Below are 19,927 nucleotides of genomic sequence, written 5' to 3' on the forward strand. Positions count from 1 at the left end.
CACACCACGAAGGCCCGGATCCTTGGAGGATCCGGGCCTTCGCGATCAGTAGCGGGGACAGGATTTGAACCTGCGACCTCTGGGTTATGAGCCCAGCGAGCTACCGAGCTGCTCCACCCCGCGCCGTTGTGTTGCAACCGTACCACGGCGCGGGAGGAGCGGAGGACACAGCCTCAGCAGGGCCTCCGACCAGCACTAACCACTGGTTGAACTGCTGCTGGGACTGCTGCTTGTCCTGGTACTTGGACTACTGCTGGGACTGGGGCTCGCGCTACCGGAGGAACCGTCCCCGGCACCACCGGTACCGCTCCCGCTGCCGGCCTTGTCGGCCGCGGACTGCGCCTCCTCGGCCCGCTTGAGCGCGTCCTCAAGGTCCGCCTGCGCCTTGCCGTACGCCTCCCAGTCGCCCTTCTTGAGGGCTGCCTGGCCGTCGTCGAAGGCCTTCTGGGCGTCGTTGAGCGCCTCTTGGACCGTCGGGTTGTCGGACGCCGGCGGCGGCTTCGTCGTACCACCGCCCTCGTCCGGTGGCTCGGTGGTCGTGCCCTCCGCCCCGAAGACCTTGTTGAGCGCGGCATCGAGAGTGTCCTCGAAGGCGGTCTGGCCGCCGTAGGTCACCAACACCTTGCGCAACAGCGGGTACTTGAGTCCACTGCCGCGTACGTAGACAGGCTCCACGTACAGCAGACCTCCGTCGAGCGGCACCGTCAGCAGGTTGCCGTACTCGATCTCCGAGTCGCCACCTCTCAGCAGCCTGATGGACTCGGCGATGTCCTGTTCGGAGTTGAACTGGCTCTGGACCTGTTTGGGTCCGTCGACCGTTCTGCTCGTCGGCAGTTTCAGGATTCTGATCCTGCCGTAATCACTCGTCCCCGCCTCGGCGTTGACCGCCATGAAGGCACTCAGGTTGTCCCGTCCGTTCGGCGTGAACGTCGTCGTCAGCGAGAACGCCTGCGCCTTCTGGTCGGGCATCTTCATGCTCAGGTAGTACGGCGGCACCGCGTCGCCCGACTTGTTGCTCGGGTCGTCCGGCACCTGCCACACCTCGCTGCCGGAGAGGAACGTCTGCGCGTCCTTCACGTGGTACCGGGTCAGCAGCTCGCGCTGGACCTTGAACAGGTCCTGCGGGTACCGGAGATGGGCCATCAGCGAGGCCGAGATGTCGCTCTTCGGCTCGACCGTGTTCGGGAAGGCCTTCATCCAGGTCTTCAGGACCGGGTCCTTGGTGTCCCACTGGTAGAGCTTGACCTCGCCGGTGTACGCGTCGACGGTCGCCTTCACCGAGTTGCGGATGTAGTTGACCTGGTTCTGCTGGGCCACCACCGCACGCTGGTTGTTGTTCGCGGTGAGGGAGTCGGCCGTCGTGTCACCCAAGGTGGTGCGGGAGGCGTACGGATAACCGTTCGTCGTCGTGTACGCGTCGACGATCCACTGGATCTCACCGTCGACGACAGCCGGGTAGGCGTCACCGTCGATGGTCAGCCAGGGCGCGACCGCCTCGACCCGCTCCTTGGGCGTGCGGTTGTACAGAATGCGCGAACCCTCGCCGATGGCACCGGAGTAGAGGATCTGCGGCTCACTGAACGCGACGGCGTACGCGGCGCGGTTCATCGGGTTGGAGAGGTTGACACCGCTCTTCCCCTTGTAGCTGGTGGTCTTCTCACCGGCGTCGTCGGAGTAGTCGATCTCCTTCTGGGGACCGCCGACGATCGAGTACTGGCTGGTCTTCTCGCCGTAGTAGATCCGCTGCTGATACGTCCCGAGGTCACCCATGGACGGCAGGTCGGACTCGGTGAAGACCGGGCGGCCCTCGGCGTCGGCCGTGGTGCCCTTGGCCGCGACCACACCGAAGCCGTGTGTGTAGCGGAAGTGGTCGTTGATCCAGTTGTTCTTCGGAATGCCGTTGAGGTTCAGCTCACGCAGACCGATGACCGTGTCCTGCTCCTTGCCGTCCTTGCCGTACCGGTCGACGTCAAGGTTGGTCGGGAACGCGTAGTAGTTACGCATCTGCTGGAGCTGCTGGAACGTCGGCGACACGATGTTCGGGTCCACGATGCGGATGCTCGCCGTGGCGTCGACGTCGTCGCGCAGCTTGGTCTTGTCCTCGGTGTCACTGCGTCCGGCGTACTCGCTGACCTTCGCGTCGTCGATGCCATAGGCCTCGCGCGTCGCCTTGAGGTTCTTGGTGACGTACGGCGCTTCCTTGGCCTGCTCGTTCGGCTGGACCTGGAACTTCTGCACGATCGCCGGGTACAGCCCGCCGATGAGGATGGCCGAGAGGACCATCAGTCCGAAGCCGATGACGGGCAGCTGCCAGGTGCGCCGCCACAGGGTCGCGAAGAACAGCAGTGAGCAGATGATGGCGATGCAGAACAGGATCGTCTTGGCCGGCAGATAGGCGTTGGCGTCGACGTACCGCAGGCCCGTCCAGTTGCCGGTCGCCTTGAAGTCGCTCGACTTCACCGCGAGGCCGTACCGGTCGAGCCAGTACGCGACCGCCTTGAGGGCGACGAACAGCCCCAGCAGCACGGACAGATGCCCGGTCGCCGCAGCCGTGGCACGGGCCCCCGGGCTCGTGACGCGCAGCCCGCCGTACAGATAGTGGGTGAGAGCGGCGGCGATCAGGGAGAGAATCGTGGCCGCGAAGCCGAAGCCCAGCAGGAAGCGGTACCAGGGCAGGTCGAAGGCGTAGAAGGACACGTCCAGACCGAACTGGGGGTCCTTCTGCCCGAAGGACACTCCGTTGACCCACATCAGCCAGGTCCGCCACTGCCCGGACGCGGACGCGCCCGCGATGAGGCCGACCAGGGCGGTGATACCGAGCAGCAGCCACATCTTGTACGGGGCGATGCCCATGCGGTACCGGTCGAGGCTCTGCTGCTCCATCGACATGGCACTCAGCGGCGGGCGCAGCCGGTGCGCCAGCCAGATGTTCACACCTACCGCGGTCGCCATCAGCAGGCCGAAGACGAAGAAGAGACCGATCTTGGTCCACAGTGTGGTCTTGAACACCGACGAGTAGTTGACCGAGCGGTACCAGAGCCAGTCCGTCCAGAACCCCGCGAACATGATGAACGCCATGCCGAGTACGGCAAGGACGCCCAGCGTCATGAGCAGGGTCCGGACGCGCCGGGACGGGCGGCCCACTCTGATCCGTGGCCCCTGCGGGCCTCCGCCGCGGTCCGGCATCTGGAAAGCCAAGGTTGGCACCTCAAAAGTCGCTGTCGGTCCGTCAGGCCCCCGTGATCGCGGACCATCCGTCAGGCCTCGTGATCGTAGAGGCCTCACCTATGCAACTTACTCACGCTTTACTCGGTTCCCGTTTCGGCCCATGAACGAGGCAGGATTGTGACCATGTCCAACACTCCCATGGCGGCGAACCCGCTCACCCGGGCCGTACTCGAGATCGACGAGTACGCCTCCGGCCTCGGCTGGGACCAGCCGGCTCGTCTCTTCGCCCTTGTAGACACCGCCCGACTGAGGGTCCAGGAACCGGCTCTCGCGGCCCAGCTCGGCCTGTCGGACGAGCAGAAAACCACCGGTCTCACTCCCATCGAGCAGGACGAGATCCCCGCGGGCAAGCCGCTGGACGAGTTCCTCGCCACCATCGCCTGGCCGGACGCGGTGGTCGGCTGCGCCCTCGCCGTCGAGCGCCTGATGCTTCCGCCGTCCGCGGAGGCGACGGTTCCGCAGGGGCTGAGCGACAAGAAGCTGGCGGCCTGGGTCGCCGCGCACCCGAACCGTCAGGAGGTCCGGATGACGGTCGCGGTCCTGCGTGACGGCACGCGGGACTCGGCGGTACGCCTGCGCGAGAAGGACGCGGCGACGGAGGTGCTCACCGGCTCGGGCCTGGTGCCCGGCCTGGCGGAGGCCCTGTCGGCGACGTTCGCGGAATAGCGAGTGGCAGTCCTACGGACTGCCTACTTGGTGCCGCACTTCGGCAGATCACCGGTGTCGCCGGAGCGGATGTCCTTGAGGGCGCTCAACGCATCGCCAATGGTTCCCACCTTGACGAGCGTGAGCCCCTCGGGGGTGTCCTTGGCGGCGGCCGCGCAGTTGTCGGCCGGCGTCAGGAAGTACTGAGCCCCCTTGTCCCGCGCGCCGACGGTCTTCATCTCGATCCCGCCGATGGGGCCGACCTTGCCGTCGTCGTCGATGGTGCCGGTGCCGGCCACGAACTTGCCGCCGGTGAGGCTCCCGGGCGTCAGCTTGTCGTAGATACCGAGGGCGAACATGAGCCCCGCGCTGGGCCCTCCGACATCGGCGAGCTTGATGTCGATGGTGAACGGGAAGGTGTGGTCGGTGCCTGCGGAGATCCCGACGATGGCGCGCTCGGCGCCGTCGTCGGCGGCGGACCTGGTGGTCGTGATGGTGATGTCCTGCGTCTTGTCTGCCGCCCGCTTCGCCTTCTCGGCGGCGGCCTGCTCCGCAGCGGGCACGATGGTGAAGACGACCTTCTCGCCGGCCTTGTGCTTGGTCACCAGCTTGGCGACGTCGGCGGGCTCCTTGACCGTCGTACCGTCGACGGCCTTGATGACATCACCGGCGTGCAGCACGCCCTCGGCAGGGGACCCCTTCAGAACGGTGGAGACGATCACCCAGGACTGCAGCGGGACATCGAGTGCCTCCAGCGCCGCGACCTTGGCGCTCTCCTGGGACTCACTGAACTCCTCGGCGTTCTCCTGGGTCGACTGCTCCTCGGTCTTGCCGTTCGGGTAGAGCGTGTCGTGCGGCACGATCTTGCTGTCGTGCGTGAGCCACCCGGCCACGGCCTCTACGAGGTTCATCTTGTAGTTGGCGCTGGTGACGCGAACGGTGGTCATGTTCAGGTGCCCGGTGGCCGCGTAGGTCTTGCGCCCGGAGATCTGCAGCACCGGCTCGCCGCCGTGGTCCCCGAGGGTGTTCACGGTCGGCCCCGGCGACAGCTCCGAATACGGCACGCGGATGAACACTCCGGCACACAGGAGCGCGATCAGCATCAGGGTGGAGGCGAGCAGCGTCGCGGTGCGGCGTGGCATGGCACGACAGTACGGGACGGTCCTGTCGGCGCACCGTCAGGGCCGCCCGTGCGGTGGCTCAGGTACGGGACTTCTCCATGGCCTCGCGGAACCGCTCGTAGCCGTCGAGTTCGGGCCCGTCACCGCGCGCCCTGCGCGTCCGGTTGGCCCAACTGCCCCAGAGACCGGCACCGATCGCAGCCACAAGCGGAATCAGCAACCAGGCGAGTGCAGCCATGCCGACCTCCCAACCCCAACAAGCGACCGCAACTGACTGATCAGCAGATTAACCTCCACCGTGTTAACGCTCACGCCCGGGGGGTGGTTACGCAACCGGAGACCCGTCAGCAGGCACCGACCCACTCCTCGGTCCCGTCGGAGAATGTCTGATGCTTCCAGATGGGCACCTCGTGCTTGAGGTCGTCGATCAACTTCCGACAGGCCGCGAAGGCCTCGCCCCGGTGAGGACAGGACACGGCGACGACGACGGCCAGATCCCCCACTGCCAGGTCCCCGACTCGATGCACAGCGGCAAGCGCCCGCACCGGGAACTCGGCGACGACCTTCTCGGCCACACGCCGCATCTCGGCCTCGGCACTGGGGTGGCACGAATAGCCGAGCGCATCGACATCGGCACCCCCGTCGTGATTCCGCACGGTGCCCACGAACAGGGCGGTCCCCCCGGCGGAGTCGTCCCCGACAGCGCGGAAAACCTCGTCCAGGGACAGCGGCGCGTCCCGAACGGCAACCAGCTTGATGGGTTCCAGAGCCGCCTGCTCACCGGGATGATCATTGAGGGATGCCATACCCCCATCGTGCCTCACCCCACTGCGTTTCAGCCCGTCCGGCGTTTTGAGGACAAGGCCCGTTCAGGGCCGTAGGGGGGGTCTGGGGGCGCACTCCCAGGAACGGGATGGGATGGGTGGAGGCGGCGGGGGCGAAACACAACCCACCCCCTACCCGCCTCAGATCCGCCGCCGAGCCTTCCGAGCCCGCCGCACCAACGCCGCCGTACCCAACAACGCCACCGTCGCCCCCGCGGCCCCCGCAGCCGTCGCGTCCTTGCGCCCAAGCCGGCGCCCAACCACGGTATGGCGCCCCGCAACCTCCTCCAGCAGCTCCGCGAGCACCTCCTCATTGCTCCACTGAGGCCGCCACCCGGCATCATGCAGCCGGCTCCCGCTCACCACCCAGGGGTACATCGTGTACGCCAGATCTCCGGCCGGAGAAGGCGTGAGCCCGATCCGGTGCAGCCGGGCCGCCGCGCCCAGAGCGACAGCGGACGGCAGCTCCATACGCCGGATCCCGCTGAGCTCCTCGACCTCCTCCTGCTCCAGCCATCCGTCGCACCCGACAGCCAGCTCCCCCTCGACCTTCTCCAGCACCGCGTACTCCAGAGCGCTGCACAGATCCTCGACGTGACAGAACTGCCAGGCGGGTCGTGACCCGGCCACGACAAGCAGCCGAGGCGACTCGAAGTACCTGGTCAGAGCGGTGTCCGTACCCCCGATCAACACTGCGGGCCGCACCACCGTCACATTGAGCCCGGGATGTGCCCGCGGTGCGCGCCGGGCGAGCCGCTCGATCTCCAGCAGGTCCCCGACCCCGGTGGCCTCGGCGGTCGCCCGCAGCTCGGCGTCCTCCGCCAGCGGCAGTTCGTTGTCCGGCAACGCCCCGTAGACCATCGCGGACGTGCACAGCACGACCCGGTGCACCCCGGCCGCGGCGGCAGCCGTCAGCACGGTCTGCGTCCCGCGCACGTTGTACGCCGTTCGGGCGGCCCCGTCCGTCTCCAGGTCAAGATCGAGCGCCAGATGGACCACGACGTCGGCGCCGCGCAGCTTCTCCGCGATGGCCGGATCCCGCACATCGAGGATGTGCCACTGTGCCGCCGCGCACTCGCCGCGCCGCTCGTCGATGGCGACGACCTGCTTGATCTCCACGGACGCGGCGAGCCGCTCGGTGAGCAGCGCCCCGATCCCGGTCGCGGCACCGGTGACCGCGACGACTGGCCCGCGTACGCCCGGGTTGGTTGAGTGGTTTCGCGCTGCGCGAACCTGCGGATCTGGGGAACTCACCGGCGTCTCCAGCGGTTGTCTTCAGTAAGGACGCGCGTGACGCGTACGTACCAGGTGACATCCATCCTGCCGCAGGCCAGGAGTCGGCGAAGCACCGAGCCCCCAACCGGTGGCGGTGTCTAGGCTAGGTGGTGTTGTCGGGCAGCCGCCGTCGAAAGAGCCGACGGCCTTACCAGCCGAGGAATCCCGTGAGTGACACCCCATTCGGATTCGGCCTTCCGCCGGAGGAGCCGGAGAACGGCGACGAGGGCAAGCAGGAGGACCAACAGGGCGGTGGTGGTCAGGGACCGTTCGGTTTCGGACTGCCCGGCTTCGGTGGTCCCGGAGGCGACAATCCACTCGCAGCCATGTTCGGTTCCATGAACCCCAACGACCTGGGTGCCGCGTTCCAGCAGCTGGGCCAGATGCTCTCGTACGAGGGCGGGCCGGTGAACTGGGACATGGCCAAGCAGATCGCCCGCCAGACGGTCTCCCAGGGGACGTCCGACGGCATCAAGGACTCCAGCATCGGTCCCGCCGAGCGCACCGCTGTCGAGGACGCCGTACGATTGGCGGACCTGTGGCTGGACGACGCGACGTCGCTGCCGTCCGGTGCCGGTTCCGCGGTGGCGTGGAGCCGCGCGGAGTGGGTCGAGGCGACCCTGCCCGCCTGGAAGGAGCTGGTCGACCCGGTCGCCGAGCGTGTCGGCGCGGCCATGGGCGATGTCCTGCCCGAGGAGATGCAGGCCATGGCGGGCCCGCTGATCGGCATGATGCGCTCCATGGGCGGCGCCATGTTCGGCACGCAGATCGGGCAGGCCGTCGGGGTGCTCGCGGGTGAGGTCGTCGGCTCGACGGACATCGGTCTGCCGCTGGGCCCGACGGGCCGGGCCGCGCTGCTGCCGGCGAACATCGAGGCGTTCGGCAAGGACCTGAGTGTGCCGCAGGAGGAGGTACGGCTGTATCTCGCCCTGCGCGAGGCCGCCCACCAGCGCCTGTTCGCCCATGTGCCGTGGCTGCGCTCGCACCTGTTCGGCGCGGTCGACGGCTACGCGCGCGGGATCAAGGTCGACACGGCCAAGCTGGAGGACGTGGTCGGTCAGTTCGACCCGCAGAACCCGGAGCAGCTGCAGGACGCACTCCAGCAGGGCATGTTCCAGCCGGAGGACACCCCGGAGCAGAAGGTCGCTCTGGCCCGTCTGGAGACGGCGCTGGCCCTCGTAGAGGGCTGGGTGGACGCGGTGGTGCACGCGGCGGCCAAGCCCCGTCTGACGTCCGCGGACGCGCTGCGCGAAACGCTGCGCCGCCGCCGTGCCTCGGGCGGCCCGGCCGAGCAGACGTTCGCCACCCTGATCGGTCTGGAGCTGCGCCCGCGTCGGCTGCGTGACGCCTCGCGCCTGTGGGCGTCGCTGACGGACGCGCGCGGTGTCGACGGCCGGGACGGCCTGTGGGCCCACCCGGACATGCTGCCGACGGCGTCCGACCTCGACGATCCGGACGGCTTCGTGCACCGCGAGCAGCTCGACTTCTCCGAGCTGGACAAGATGCTCGGTGAGGCGGCGGGCGGCTCCGCCGAGAAGCCCAACCTGAAGAAGGACGACGACTCCGAGTGACTCTCCACCACAACGCGGTCCAGGTGCTGGAGAAGTACGAGGATCAGCAGGATCTCCGTCAGGTCTACCTGGACCATCTGGACGGCCATCCCGACGGGATGTGGAAGGACTGCAAGGACGGACACATCACAGCCAGCGCTCTGGTGGTCGACGTGGAGCGTGAGCGGGTCCTGCTCACGCTCCACAAGAAGCTGGGAATGTGGCTCCAGACGGGCGGGCACTGCGAGCGGAGCGACAACACGCTCGCCGGTGCCGCGCTCCGTGAGGCCACGGAGGAGTCCGGTATCCCCTCGCTGCGTCTGCTCCAGAGCACTCCGGTCCGCCTGGACCGGCACCACACGCCTTGTGCCTGGCACCTGGACGTGCAGTACGCCGCCGTGGCCCCGCGGGGAGCCGTGGAGGCGATCAGCGACGAGTCCCTGGATCTGCGCTGGTTCGCCTACGCCGAGGTGGCGGACGTAGCGGACGACTCAGTCGTACGACTGCTCGAAGCGAGCCGCGCCAGACTGTGAATGCGTAAGGGGCGACCGCCTTGGTGGTCGCCCCTTACCTGCCTGCCCGGTGCTGCTAGCTCCAGGCGTTGCCCTGGTTCTGCGCCCGGGCTCCGTGCTGTCCCATGCCGAACTGGGCGGCGGCGCCCTGGCCGACCTGGGCGTTCTGCGGCGGCAGCAACTCGCTGGGCTGGACCAGCGCATAGCCGCTGCCCATGAAGCTGAGCTCCCAGCCCTCGCCGGTGTTGCCGCGGCGCCGCCACACTCCGGAGGTGTGCGTCTGGGCCTGCATCTGCACGCGCAGGCCGGTCGACCAGGCGACGATCGCGTCGGCGTCACAGTTGACGTACTTGTCCGGCGTCACCTGCATCATCAGCGGCGCGCCCGAGGTCATCAGGGCGACCCTGCCGCGGCCGGTGATGTTGAGCTGGTACTTCCCGGAACCGGAGATGCCGTACAGGCTGTCCACGGCGATGACCTCGTGGTGCAGCCCGGAGTCCATCGCCAGCACGTAACTGCTGTCGACCGTCAGGCCGTCCTGTTCCACGTCCATCACATGGATGTGCTGGGCGAGGTTGGCGAGATAGACCGTGCCCTGCCCGTGGCAGCGCATCAGGTCCAGGCCCTCGCCCGTGTGCGCGCGCGAGCGGCCCTGGTTGCTGCTCTGGTATTCGGCGTCGAACTCCATCAGTCCCTGGTAGGCGACCATCGTGCCCTTGCGGGCGAGGATGTCGTCGTGGCCCTCCAGGGTGATCCGGAGCATCTGCTTGTTCTGCAGACTCCAGCGTTCCTGGGTCTGCGAGTCGTTGTGCGCGAAAAGTGGGCTCTGCATGGCGTTCTGGTTCCCCCTCAGCCCCGGACCCGGAGACGGTCGGTGCTGTCCTCGCTGGGCTGGACGACGACGATGCCCTGGCCGGAGAAGGCCATCTGGTAGGCCTCGCCGCTGCCCCGGCCGATGAGCGACTGCGCCTTGAAGCTGCGCTTGCCCTTCACCTTGAGGTTCGGGGACCAGGCGACGAGGGCGTCCGGGTCGACGTACGTCTCGTCATCGCCGCCCCCGCAGTCGACGACGATCGGCTTGCCCCGGGAGGTCAGTGCGACCCAGCCCTGCCCGGAGATCTTGGTGTTCCACAGGCCCTGTCCGGCGAACTTCGCCAGCCCCTTGACCCGCTCGACACCCCAGGTGAGGTGCGCGTCGAAGGCCAGCAGGTTGGTGGCGTTGACGGAGATGCCGTCGCCGTTGAGGTTGATCACGACCACGTTCGCGCCGTAGTCGGCGAGATAGAGCAGGCCGTCCCCTGAGCACTTCATCAGGGGCGCGCCCTCGCCGGTCATCCAGTCCTTGGCGATCTGGCGTACGGCCGGCGGGTTGGGCTCGTACTGGACGAACCCTTCGTAGGCGACCATCGACCCCACGCGCGCGAGGAGGTCGTTTCCGGTCTGCATGGCGACCTTCAGCATGTGGTTGCCGTGGTTCTCCATGCGAGCGGTGACGGGTGCGGGAGCGTAGCCCGCGAGTGGCTGGTTCATGACGGGCTCCCTCAGACCTCGTACGGCTGAACGACGATGAAGTTGCCGGGCGCGCCTCGGAACTGGAGGTTGACGCTCTCGCCGGTGTCGCCCGGGTAGGCGTTGCGGCGCATCCGTACCTGGCTGGAGACGACCACCTGGGAGGCGGCCGACCAGGCGACCACGGCGTTGCAGTCGGCGAATGTGGTGGGTGTGACCGGCAGGACGACGGGGACGCCGTGTGTCTTCACGACAATGGTGCCGGTGCCCTGGAACTGCATCGTGAACAGAGCGCCGCCTGGGATGCCGTGTCCCTCGACGCGGCGGACCTCGTGCTGGAGGCTCTCGTCGAAGGCGAGGACGTTCTCGGCGGAGACGCAGATGCCGTCGCCCTGGAGCTCGATGGGGTGCAGCATCGTGGAGTTGTCGGCGAGGAACACCTGGCCCTGGCCGGTACAGCGCATCAGCTGCATCTCCTGGCCGGTCGCGTTGCCCACGATCCGGCCGGCGAATCCGGCGCCCTTGTAGCTGAAGTCGACCTTGCCCTGGTAGAGCACCATGCTGCCCTGCCGGGCCAGCACGGGCTGACCGCCCATGCCCAGGTCGACGCGGATCAGCTTCTTGTTCTGCTGAGTCCAGCGCTGCCCGGTCGGCGTCTCCTTGAACTGCTGGAGCGCGGCTGTGACGCCGGCGCCCTGCCCGCCGCCCTGCGGTACACCCTGTGGCACCCCGTAGGGAGCCTGCTGACCGGGGACCTGCCCGAACGGGGGCTGCTGACCGTAGCCCGGGGGCGGGGTCGACTGCCCGTAGCCGGGCGGGGCCTGGGGCGCCTGCGGCTGGCCGTAGCCGGGGGGCAGCGACCCGGTCTGGCCGGGTACCTGGCCGTAAGGAGTCTGCGGGGGCTGCGGGTGCCCCTGCTGTCCGTAGGGCGCGGGCGCCGGAGCCGGGGGCGGCACCTGGGCGCCGCCGGGCGGTGTCAGGGGCGCAATGATGGTGGGGGCCGCGTGCATCGACGGCGCGGGGGCCGGAGCCGGGGGCGCCATGGCTGCCGGAGGGGGCGCGAAACCCTGGGCGACAGGCTGCGGAGCGGCCGGTGCCGGAGCGCCGAACGCGGGCGGTGCGAAGCTGGGAGCGGCACCGGTCTGGGGCTGCTGCGGAGGGGGCGTCTCCTCCTCGGCGACCTCCCCGCCGAAGTTCTTCAGCAGCGCGTCGAGGCCGCCGTCGAAACCCTGTCCGACCGCGGCGAACCGCCACACGTCCTTCAGATAGAAGTCGCCCAGCATCACGGCCCGCTCGGTGGAGAACTCCGAGCCGTTGAAGGGGTAGCGGGCCACCTCCTCGCCGCCGGCGACGATGCGGACGTATCCGGGGGCGATCTGCGACATCTGCCCGGCGCCGTCGAGCGTGGCCGTGAACGACAGTTTCTGGATCTGCGGCGGGATCCGGTCGAGCGTGACGCGGAAGGACTCCGTGTCGCCCGCCTGAGCGCCCAGGATCTGGATGGACTCCTCGGGGGACTTCGGCTGGTTGAAGAAGACGAAGTACCGGTCGTCCGAGAGCCGCTCGTCGGCGTCGAGGCCGAAGCAGCTGATGTCGAAGGTCAGCCCCGGTCCGGAGATCTGCACGCCTACGTACAGATCCGTGCCCGCTGTGAGATCACTGATCCTGGCCTTGTGGCCGCGTTGGAATTCCCTGGCCATGCGTACCGACCGTCCCCCATCCCGAATGCCGAATGCGTCGGGTCAGGCTAACGGCTAATTCCGGACGCGGCCGGAGCCGGTACAAACCCGGTACACAACGCCGCCTCGCCACCACGCACTCGCGGCCCGGAGATCACTCCCCGCGCGCGGAGGGCGGATGCGGCAGCCGGTCGGCGGCGACCACTCCTTCGAGGTAGCCACGGGCCCGCTCGGTCCGTGGATACGCGTCCAGAAGCCGCCAGAAACGGGGCCCGTGCCCGGGCACCAGCAGATGTGCCAGCTCATGGAGGAGGACGTAGTCGACGACGTACTCGGGCATGCCCTGCAGCCGGTGCGACAGACGGATGCTGCCCTCGGCCGGGGTGCACGAGCCCCAGCGCGTGTTCTGGTTGGTGACCCAGCGCACCGAGGCGGGTCGGGCGCGGCCGTCGAAGTACTGGGCCGACAGCTGCTCGGCGCGTTCGGCCAACTCGTTGTCGCCGGGCACACGTTTGGTCTTGCTCTCCTGGGCGGCCAGTTTGTCGAGCATGACAGTCACCCAGCGCTGTTCCTCGGCCTCGGACATCCGGGCGGGGATGAGCACAACGGTGCGATCGCCCTCGCGGTACGCGGAGACCGTCCGGCGTCGCCGGTCACTCCTGCGAACCTCGATCGCGCTCGCCCCCGAGCCGCTTGGCGGCTGGCTCGTCGTACTGCGCTGTGGGTTTCCGGCGCGGTGCAGTGGGTCGGCGGGCACGGCACGACGTTACCCGCTGTGCATGGGGGAAGTCTTGACTCCCGCACGGTTCCGCGGTGATCCCCCACCATGCGTTTGATTTGTACGACGAATATCCACTACCTGTGGACAACTTTCGACGCCCGATGAACGAACCGGGCATGCTGGCACTCGTCGGCGGAACAAGCACCGAAATCAACCGACAAACAGGGACTTTCAACCGGGACGTTCACTGGCTACGGGGGCCTGTCATGCGATCAACCACCACACCTGCGCCTGCGTCGGACACAGCTGTCGCGCTGTCGGCCACAACCCACCTGGGTGAAACCCACCCGCGTGTCACCCACCCGATGATGAAGGGCGCGCTGCGCACCTGCTGGCGGGATTTGAACACGGTGCAGTTCGGGATGACGCCCGCTCATGCGATGACACTCGGCCCGATGGACACGGCCACGGGCAGCTTCCTGAGTCTGCTCGACGGAACTCGCGGGCTGCCGCTCCTCCATGAGGAAGGGCACCGCATGGACCTGCCGGCCGCCCATATCGACGGGCTGGTGGAGCGGCTCAGCGACGCCGGCCTCCTCGACGACGCGACTGGCGGCGGCCCGGCCGTCGAAACGCTGCGCGGTAAGAAGAAGGTTCTGGAGCGGATGGGTCCCGATCTTGCCTCCCTCTCCCTGGTCGCCCCGGCACCGGGTGAGGCGATGGCACGGCTGGCCGCTCGGCGGTCCCTGCGCGTGCAGGTCCGGGGCGCGGGCCGGGTGGGCGCAGTGGTGGCCTCACTGCTGGCGGGTGCGGGCGTGGGCCACGTCGATGTGCGCGACGGCGGGGTGGTCGAGCCATGGGACGTCGCACCGGGTGGCCTGCCCGTCGATTCCGTGGGCGAACGCCGGGACGAGTCCGCGCGGCGCGCTGCCCGACGGGCGGCGCCGGACCGCCCACCGCGGCGTACGGCCGCTCAGTCGCCGCCCGGTGAGAGCGACCCCGGTCTCTCCTTGGTGATCCTCGCTCCACGCGACGACCTCGCCGTGCACGCGCCCGACCCGGCCGCCGCCGAACCATTCGTGACCTCGGGCACACCGCATCTGTACGTGGGCGTCGTGGAAGGAACCGGCATCGTGGGCCCGCTGGTCCTGCCGGGCGAGACGGCCTGCGCCGGCTGTCTGGACCGGTGGCGCGTCGACCGGGACCCCGTCTGGCCGCGCCTGGTGGCGCAGTGGCGTTCCGCACGGCCACGCCAGGTCAGGGCCTGTGACCTGGCCCTGGCGACGACGGTCGCGGGCCTGGCCGCGAGCCACGCGCTCGCCTTCCTGGACGGCAGGACCCCGTCCACCGCGGGCGCCCGTTGGGAGGTTTCCGTACCCGGGCTCGACTGGCACGCCCGCCTGGTCTGGGCGCACCCCGCATGCCCGTGCGGTGCCGAGGAGAAGAGTAAGGAGGAACACACCTCTAAGGACGGGGAGTCGCACGAGACAATGGCGGAGCAACGGCCGTCGACGGAGTTACGCCGTAAGGCACACGCGGCGCGGCTGTCCGGAACTTGGAGGGCTCATGTCTGATCTTCCCCGGAAGGCGGTCACCCGTACCGCCAAGCTTGCCGCGCTCCCGCTCGGCATCGCCGGGCGGGCCACCTGGGGACTCGGCAAACGGATCGTCGGTGAGTCGGCGGACATCGTCGGCCGCGAGCTGCAACAGCGCACGGCGGAACAGTTGTTCAAGGTGCTCGGCGAGCTCAAGGGCGGCGCGATGAAGTTCGGGCAGGCCCTGTCCGTCTTCGAGTCGGCCCTCCCCGAGGAGGTCGCCGGCCCCTACCGCGCTGCGCTGACGAAGCTCCAGGAAGCGGCCCCGCCGATGCCGACACGCACGGTGCACTCGGTACTGGAGGCACGGCTCGGCGTGGACTGGCAGGACCTGTTCCTGGAGTTCGAGGACAAGCCGTCCGCCGCGGCCTCGATCGGCCAGGTGCACCGGGGGGTGTGGCACGACGGTCGCGAGGTCGCGGTCAAGGTGCAGTATCCGGGCGCCGGCGAGGCACTGCTCTCCGACCTGACCCAGTTGAGCCGCTTCGCCCGCCTGTTGGGGCCCCTCATTCCCGGCATGGACATCAAGCCGCTCATCGCCGAACTCCGGGACCGTGTCTCGGAGGAACTCGACTACGGCCTGGAGGCCCAGGCCCAGCAGGCCCACGCGGAGGAGTTCACGGACGATCCGGATGTCGTGGTACCGGCCGTCGTCCACCAGTGCGACCAGGTCCTGGTGACGGAGTGGATAGACGGCATACCACTGTCGGAGGTGATCACCGACGGTACGCGGGAGCAGCGCGACCGCGCGGGCCAGTTGCTGGCCCGGTTCCTCTTCTCGGGCCCCGCGCGCACGGGTCTCCTGCATGCCGACCCGCACCCCGGCAACTTCCGCCTGCTGCCCGGCGGCCCGGCCGGCAAGGAGGACTGGCGTCTGGGCGTGCTGGACTTCGGCACCGTCGACCGCCTCCCGGGCGGTCTGCCCCCGACGATCGGCCACTCACTGCGCCTGACCCTGGACGGCCAGGCCGATGCGGTCTATGAGGCTCTCCGCGCGGAAGGCTTCGTCAAGGACTCGATCGACCTGGATCCCGAGGCGGTACTCGACTATCTTCTGCCGATCATCGAACCGGCCGAGGCGGACGAGTTCACTTTCAGCCGAGGCTGGATGCGCAGCCAGGCGGCCCGTATAGCCGACCCGCGCTCCCCGGCACACCAACTGGGCAAGCGCCTCAACCTGCCCCCTTCGTACCTCCTGATACACCGGGTGACCTTGAGTACCATCGGCGTCCTGTGCCAACTGGGAGCTACGGTCCGCATGCGTGCGGAACTGGAGGAGTGGCTGCCGGGCTTCCTGCCGGAGGACGAGGAGGAGCCGGCGGCTGCCGAGGCGTGAGCCGACTTCACCACCAAGCCGAGTCCGGCCGCCCCTCGATCGCCCTGAGGTTCTCCCGAGCGCATGTGTCGCAGAGGTAGTGACGCGTGCCGTTCTCCACCGAGCAGGTCCAGGTCAGCGGCGGTCCCTCGGCCCACGTGCTGCAGCGGGCGCACGCGACGGGGCGGGGTCCTGCCGAGGAATCTCTGTCGTCACCGCCGCCGGGAACGTCACTGTCACCGGGAAGACTCGTCACCCGGCGACGGTATCGCCGTGACCGGCGGTCGGGCGCGCGCAACGCACAGCGGGGGCCGGTCCGTTCGGACGGACCGGCCCCCGCGGGAAGCGGCTGCTGTTACTGCCGAGCTGCCGTGGTCGTTACTGCATGACCGCCATGGCAAGCGCACGGCGGGCGCGCAGCGAGGCACGCTCCGCTCGGCGCTGGAGCCGACGGGCGGTCACCACGCTGTGCGCGCGGCGTTCCCGCTCGGCCTCCTGAAGGCGGTCGTGCATATGCGCACGAGCCAGGGCTTCTGGGATGAGTTGCATCTCTCGGGTCCTGTTCTGGCGCGAGTCGTTCGCACCGGTGGTGGTGAAGTCTTGGGTCGCGGAGCCGACAGGCTCGCTGCTGGTCGGCGTCATAGGGGCCTGCTTCTTGGGGTCGTGCGTGAAGGGGCGGTCGATCGTTCCTGTGATGCTCATGCTGTGACCGGGTTCTTGCGCGGACGGCCACGGGGCCGCTTGCGGGCCACGACGACACCCTGGACGAACAGTTCGCCACCCCAGACGCCCCAGGGCTCACGCCGCTCCTTGGCGCCGGCGAGGCAGGCCTCCATCAGCGGGCAGGTGCGGCAGAGGGACTTGGCGTACTCGACGTCGGCCGGCGACTCGGCGAAGAAGACCTCCGGGTCGTAGGAGCGGCAGGGGACGGGTACGCCGAGGTTCTCGATGGCGTCGTCGAGCGCGGTGAGCGCAGTGAGCGGGATCAAGGTGCAGTCCTCCGTGAGGCCGGGCGGGGGGATCGTTTCGGAAGGCGGTACGGACGGGGCGTGCGCTTCGAGTTGCACGGTTTGTTTTCCTCGTCTGGTCGTTCCGGCCCTGTTGGGCCGGGTGCGGCTGGTACCGGCGGGTTTCTCTTGTCCCGAGGCCCCTTCACTCCGTCGTCCCCGTTCGGGGAAAACAGAAGGGCCGCGGATCCCGGATGGGGTTCCGCGGCCCTGAAGGCGCCGGCCTGATCAATCAGGCTGGATCACTCCAGGGTTCTGGCCCACGGAAGGCCCACATCGTGTGGTGCTGCGTCGTCTGCTTGAGGGATCCGGCACCGGCCGCAAAGGCATAGGCCGGGGCCTGTGCCACTACTGCTCCTGCTTCCAGTGCCTTACTCGGTCGCTCATTGCGCTCACGGACAGGGAGACCCGCGAGAGACACGGTGGACGCCGGCCGGACGGCAGGAATGCCGGACAGACCGGTGCCCAGGTTCGAGACGCCGAGCATGCACAGGGAGACGGCCGAGAGATCGGTCATTTTGACCGTGCTGACAGAGCTGGTGTTGATGCTGATCACTGGACTCGCCTCCTCTCGGCGTCTTGGGGGACTGGGGTGAACCAGTCCAACGGATATACGACTATGAAGTACAGCACGGAGCCAGGCCTTCTGAGAAGACTCTGTACCCGTGGCTAAGAACCTATGGGGATTGCCGGGGCATGCGCAAACCATTTTTCCGACGAGTTTGAATCAGTCACCCCCACCCTCCCTCGCAACTTCCTGACCTGCACAGATGGCAAGAACGTCGGTTCCGTACCGGTTGAGCTTGCGCACTCCGACGCCGGGGATGCGTGCCAACTCCCCTTCTTCGTCCGGGATGGTCTCGGCGATCGCCATCAAGGTCCTGTCGGTGAAGACGCAGAAGGCAGGCTGCCCACTGCGCGCCGCCTGGACCGCCCGCCACTCGCGCAGCCGTTCGTAGAGCCCCTCGTCCATGTCCGAGGGGCACTCGTCGCAGCGCATCAGTTTCATCTCGCCCGCGTCGGTCAGTGTGCGCCCGCAGACCCGGCACCGGGCCGGGGTTCTCTGGGTCCGGCGCGGGGCCGCCCCGGGGCTGCTTCCGAAGCCGCGCTCGATGCCGCCGGAACCGACCGTGCCGGTCCGGACGGCGGTGGTGACGGAGCCGGGGCGCAGGCCGTCGAGGAAGCGGCTGGGGCGCCGGTTCGGTCGGCCCCCGGGCGCGCGGGAGAGGGCCCAGGAGAGGTGCAGGCGTTCTCGCGCGCGCGTCACTCCGACATACAGGAGGCGCCGCTCTTCCTCGATCTGTTCATCGGTCTTTGCGTAGGTGATCGGCATCATGCCCTCGGCGACTCCGACCAGGAAGACGACGTCCCATTCCAGACCCTTGGCCGAGTGGAGGGAGGCCAGGGTGACGCCCTGCACGGTCGGGGCGTGTTGGGCGTTCGCCCGCTCGGCGAGTTCGGCGACGAGGTCGGTTAGCGTGGCGCCCGGTTTCGCAGCCGTGAAGTCCTGAGCGAGGTTCACCAGTGCGGCCAGCGACTCCCAGCGCTCCCGGACGGCCCCGGAGCCTGCCGGCGGTTCGCTGGTCCACCCCTCCCCCGACAGCACGGCACGCACCTGGGAGGGCAGGTCGACGACGTCGTCCAGGAGGGAGTCGTTGCCTCCGAAGCGGGCGGCGGCACGTAGCGCGCTGATGGCCTTGCGCACCTCGGGCCGGTCGAAGAACCGTTCGGCGCCGCGCAGCTGGTAGGGCACTCCGGCGTCGGCGAGTGCCTGTTCGTACGTCTCGGACTGGGCGTTCGTCCGGAACAGGATGGCGATCTCGCTGGCCGGGACGCCGATGGCGACGAGGTCACGGATGCGGCGGGCGGCGCCCTCGGCCTCAGCGGGTTCGTCCGCGTACTCGGTGTAGCCGGGTTCGGGTCCGGGGTCTCGCTGGGAGACCAGTTCCAGGCGGTGTTCTGCGGCGCGGCCCCGGGCCTGGGCGAGCAGGCCGTTGGCGAGATGGACGACCTGGGGGGTGGAGCGGTAGTCGCGGACCAGTTTGACGACAGTGGCACCGGGGTGGCGGGTGCGGAAGTCGAGCAGATGGTCAGGAGTTGCTCCTGTGAACGAGTAGATCGTCTGGCTGGCGTCGCCGACCACGCACAGGCTGTCTCTCTCCCCGAGCCATAGCTCCAGCAGCCGCTGCTGGAGCGGGCTGACGTCCTGGTACTCGTCGACCACGAAGTGCTGGTACTGGGTGCGGACCTGTTCGGCGATGTCGTGCCGGTCCTGGAGGACCGCGACGGTGAGGAGCAGGACGTCCTCGAAGTCGATGACGGATCGGTCCCGCTTGAGGTCCTCGTAGGCGGCGTAGAGCTGGGCGATCTCGGCCGGGTCGCGGGGGGCGACACGGCCGGACTTGGCGACGGCCGGCACGTAGTCGGCGGGGACGGTCTGGGTGACCTTGGACCATTCGATCTCGGCGGTGACGTCCCGCAGTTCGCCCCGGTCGAGGCGGATACGGCAGGCGGCTGCGGCATCGGCGACGAGCTGGATCTTGCGGTCGACGAGGCGGGGCATGGAGCCGCCGACGGCCTTCGGCCAGAAGTACTGGAGCTGGCGCAGCGCGGCCGAGTGGAAAGTGCGCGCCTGGACTCCGCCGGCGCCGAGCTGGCGCAGTCGCCCGCGCATCTCACCGGCGGCTCGGTTGGTGAAGGTGACGGCGAGCACGCTGGAGGGCTGGAGGATTCCGGCGCGTACGCCGTAGGCGATGCGGTGGGTGATCGCCCGGGTCTTTCCCGTGCCGGCCCCTGCCAGCACGCACACCGGACCGTGCAGGGCGGTGGCCACTTCGCGCTGCTCGGGATCGAGTCCGTCGAGCACCGCGTCGGCCGAGTCCGGAACCTGCGGGAAGAGAGTGGAGTGCGTTGCTGCTGTCACACCGCCATGCTGCCAGGTCGCCG

General features: G+C 68.7%; 18 protein-coding genes and 1 tRNA gene. 5 read left to right on the plus strand and 14 right to left on the minus strand.

The window, feature by feature from the left end:
* Positions 1 to 49 precede the first annotated feature (49 nt).
* Positions 50 to 123 (minus strand) — tRNA-Met (locus tag OG734_RS14455).
* A gap of 72 nt (positions 124 to 195) precedes the next feature.
* Positions 196 to 3,207 (minus strand): UPF0182 family membrane protein, encoded by a 3,012-nt coding sequence (locus OG734_RS14460; RefSeq protein WP_443064859.1) that lies wholly within the window; start codon positions 3,205 to 3,207, stop codon positions 196 to 198.
* A gap of 144 nt (positions 3,208 to 3,351) precedes the next feature.
* On the opposite strand from OG734_RS14460, the gene OG734_RS14465 reads away from it, so the two are divergent.
* On the plus strand, positions 3,352 to 3,894 hold the full coding sequence (locus OG734_RS14465; RefSeq protein WP_330287901.1) for a PPA1309 family protein: 543 nt from the start codon (positions 3,352 to 3,354) through the stop codon (positions 3,892 to 3,894).
* Between the two features lie 23 nt (positions 3,895 to 3,917).
* Here the strand turns inward: OG734_RS14465 and OG734_RS14470 are convergent, their stop codons facing one another.
* From OG734_RS14470 to OG734_RS14485, 4 genes are all read right to left on the minus strand, one after another.
* Positions 3,918 to 5,015 carry a YlbL family protein gene (locus tag OG734_RS14470; RefSeq protein ID WP_330287902.1) on the minus strand — a complete coding sequence of 366 codons (1,098 nt, stop codon included), beginning with the start codon at positions 5,013 to 5,015 and terminating at the stop codon, positions 3,918 to 3,920.
* Positions 5,016 to 5,073: 58 nt separating this feature from the next.
* Positions 5,074 to 5,232 carry a hypothetical protein gene (locus tag OG734_RS14475; protein ID WP_330287903.1) on the minus strand — a complete coding sequence of 53 codons (159 nt, stop codon included), beginning with the start codon at positions 5,230 to 5,232 and terminating at the stop codon, positions 5,074 to 5,076.
* Between the two features lie 106 nt (positions 5,233 to 5,338).
* Positions 5,339 to 5,800 (minus strand): molybdenum cofactor biosynthesis protein MoaE, encoded by a 462-nt coding sequence (locus tag OG734_RS14480; protein WP_330287904.1) that lies wholly within the window; start codon positions 5,798 to 5,800, stop codon positions 5,339 to 5,341.
* Positions 5,801 to 5,959: 159 nt separating this feature from the next.
* The gene (locus OG734_RS14485) at positions 5,960 to 7,072 is read right to left on the minus strand and encodes an SDR family oxidoreductase (protein WP_330287905.1); all 1,113 of its coding nucleotides are present in this window, start codon (positions 7,070 to 7,072) and stop codon (positions 5,960 to 5,962) included.
* Between the two features lie 188 nt (positions 7,073 to 7,260).
* On the opposite strand from OG734_RS14485, the gene OG734_RS14490 reads away from it, so the two are divergent.
* Positions 7,261 to 8,664, plus strand: a complete 1,404-nt coding sequence (locus OG734_RS14490) for a zinc-dependent metalloprotease (protein WP_330287906.1) — start codon at positions 7,261 to 7,263, stop codon at positions 8,662 to 8,664.
* The gene (locus OG734_RS14495; RefSeq protein WP_330287907.1) at positions 8,661 to 9,176 is read left to right on the plus strand and encodes an NUDIX hydrolase; all 516 of its coding nucleotides are present in this window, start codon (positions 8,661 to 8,663) and stop codon (positions 9,174 to 9,176) included. Before OG734_RS14490 ends, OG734_RS14495 begins: the two co-directional genes overlap by 4 nt.
* Positions 9,177 to 9,231: 55 nt before the next feature.
* On the opposite strand, the gene OG734_RS14500 is transcribed toward OG734_RS14495, so the two are convergent.
* From OG734_RS14500 to OG734_RS14515, 4 genes are all read right to left on the minus strand, one after another.
* A complete protein-coding gene (locus tag OG734_RS14500; protein ID WP_330287908.1) occupies positions 9,232 to 9,987 on the minus strand; it encodes an AIM24 family protein in 756 nt (251 codons plus the stop codon).
* Positions 9,988 to 10,004: 17 nt separating this feature from the next.
* Positions 10,005 to 10,685: an AIM24 family protein gene (locus tag OG734_RS14505; RefSeq protein ID WP_189147019.1), complete on the minus strand. Its 681-nt coding sequence runs from the start codon at positions 10,683 to 10,685 to the stop codon at positions 10,005 to 10,007.
* 11 nt (positions 10,686 to 10,696) lie between these two features.
* Positions 10,697 to 12,364: a TerD family protein gene (locus OG734_RS14510; protein ID WP_330287909.1), complete on the minus strand. Its 1,668-nt coding sequence runs from the start codon at positions 12,362 to 12,364 to the stop codon at positions 10,697 to 10,699.
* 133 nt (positions 12,365 to 12,497) lie between these two features.
* Positions 12,498 to 13,100 (minus strand): M48 metallopeptidase family protein, encoded by a 603-nt coding sequence (locus OG734_RS14515; RefSeq protein ID WP_330287910.1) that lies wholly within the window; start codon positions 13,098 to 13,100, stop codon positions 12,498 to 12,500.
* Positions 13,101 to 13,429: 329 nt separating this feature from the next.
* Between OG734_RS14515 and OG734_RS14520 the strand changes: the two genes are divergently transcribed.
* The gene (locus tag OG734_RS14520) at positions 13,430 to 14,638 is read left to right on the plus strand and encodes a TOMM precursor leader peptide-binding protein (RefSeq protein WP_330293657.1); all 1,209 of its coding nucleotides are present in this window, start codon (positions 13,430 to 13,432) and stop codon (positions 14,636 to 14,638) included.
* On the plus strand, positions 14,631 to 15,995 hold the full coding sequence (locus OG734_RS14525; protein ID WP_330287911.1) for an ABC1 kinase family protein: 1,365 nt from the start codon (positions 14,631 to 14,633) through the stop codon (positions 15,993 to 15,995). The genes OG734_RS14520 and OG734_RS14525 overlap by 8 nt, the downstream gene beginning before the upstream one ends.
* 357 nt (positions 15,996 to 16,352) lie before the next feature.
* On the opposite strand, the gene OG734_RS14530 is transcribed toward OG734_RS14525, so the two are convergent.
* The 4 genes from OG734_RS14530 to OG734_RS14545 form a co-directional block, all read right to left on the minus strand.
* Entirely contained in the window at positions 16,353 to 16,676 is a 324-nt protein-coding gene (locus OG734_RS14530) for a hypothetical protein (protein WP_330287912.1), read from the minus strand.
* Positions 16,673 to 17,041 (minus strand): WhiB family transcriptional regulator, encoded by a 369-nt coding sequence (locus OG734_RS14535; protein ID WP_189147026.1) that lies wholly within the window; start codon positions 17,039 to 17,041, stop codon positions 16,673 to 16,675. Before OG734_RS14535 ends, OG734_RS14530 begins: the two co-directional genes overlap by 4 nt.
* A gap of 172 nt (positions 17,042 to 17,213) precedes the next feature.
* Positions 17,214 to 17,537, minus strand: coding sequence for a hypothetical protein (locus OG734_RS14540; protein WP_330287913.1), 324 nt, complete (start codon positions 17,535 to 17,537; stop codon positions 17,214 to 17,216).
* A 171-nt stretch (positions 17,538 to 17,708) separates the two neighbouring features.
* Entirely contained in the window at positions 17,709 to 19,904 is a 2,196-nt protein-coding gene (locus OG734_RS14545; RefSeq protein ID WP_330287914.1) for an ATP-dependent DNA helicase UvrD2, read from the minus strand.
* Positions 19,905 to 19,927: the final 23 nt, after the last annotated feature.

This window comes from Streptomyces sp. NBC_00576 (assembly GCF_036345175.1).
In the GTDB taxonomy this organism is placed as follows: domain Bacteria; phylum Actinomycetota; class Actinomycetes; order Streptomycetales; family Streptomycetaceae; genus Streptomyces.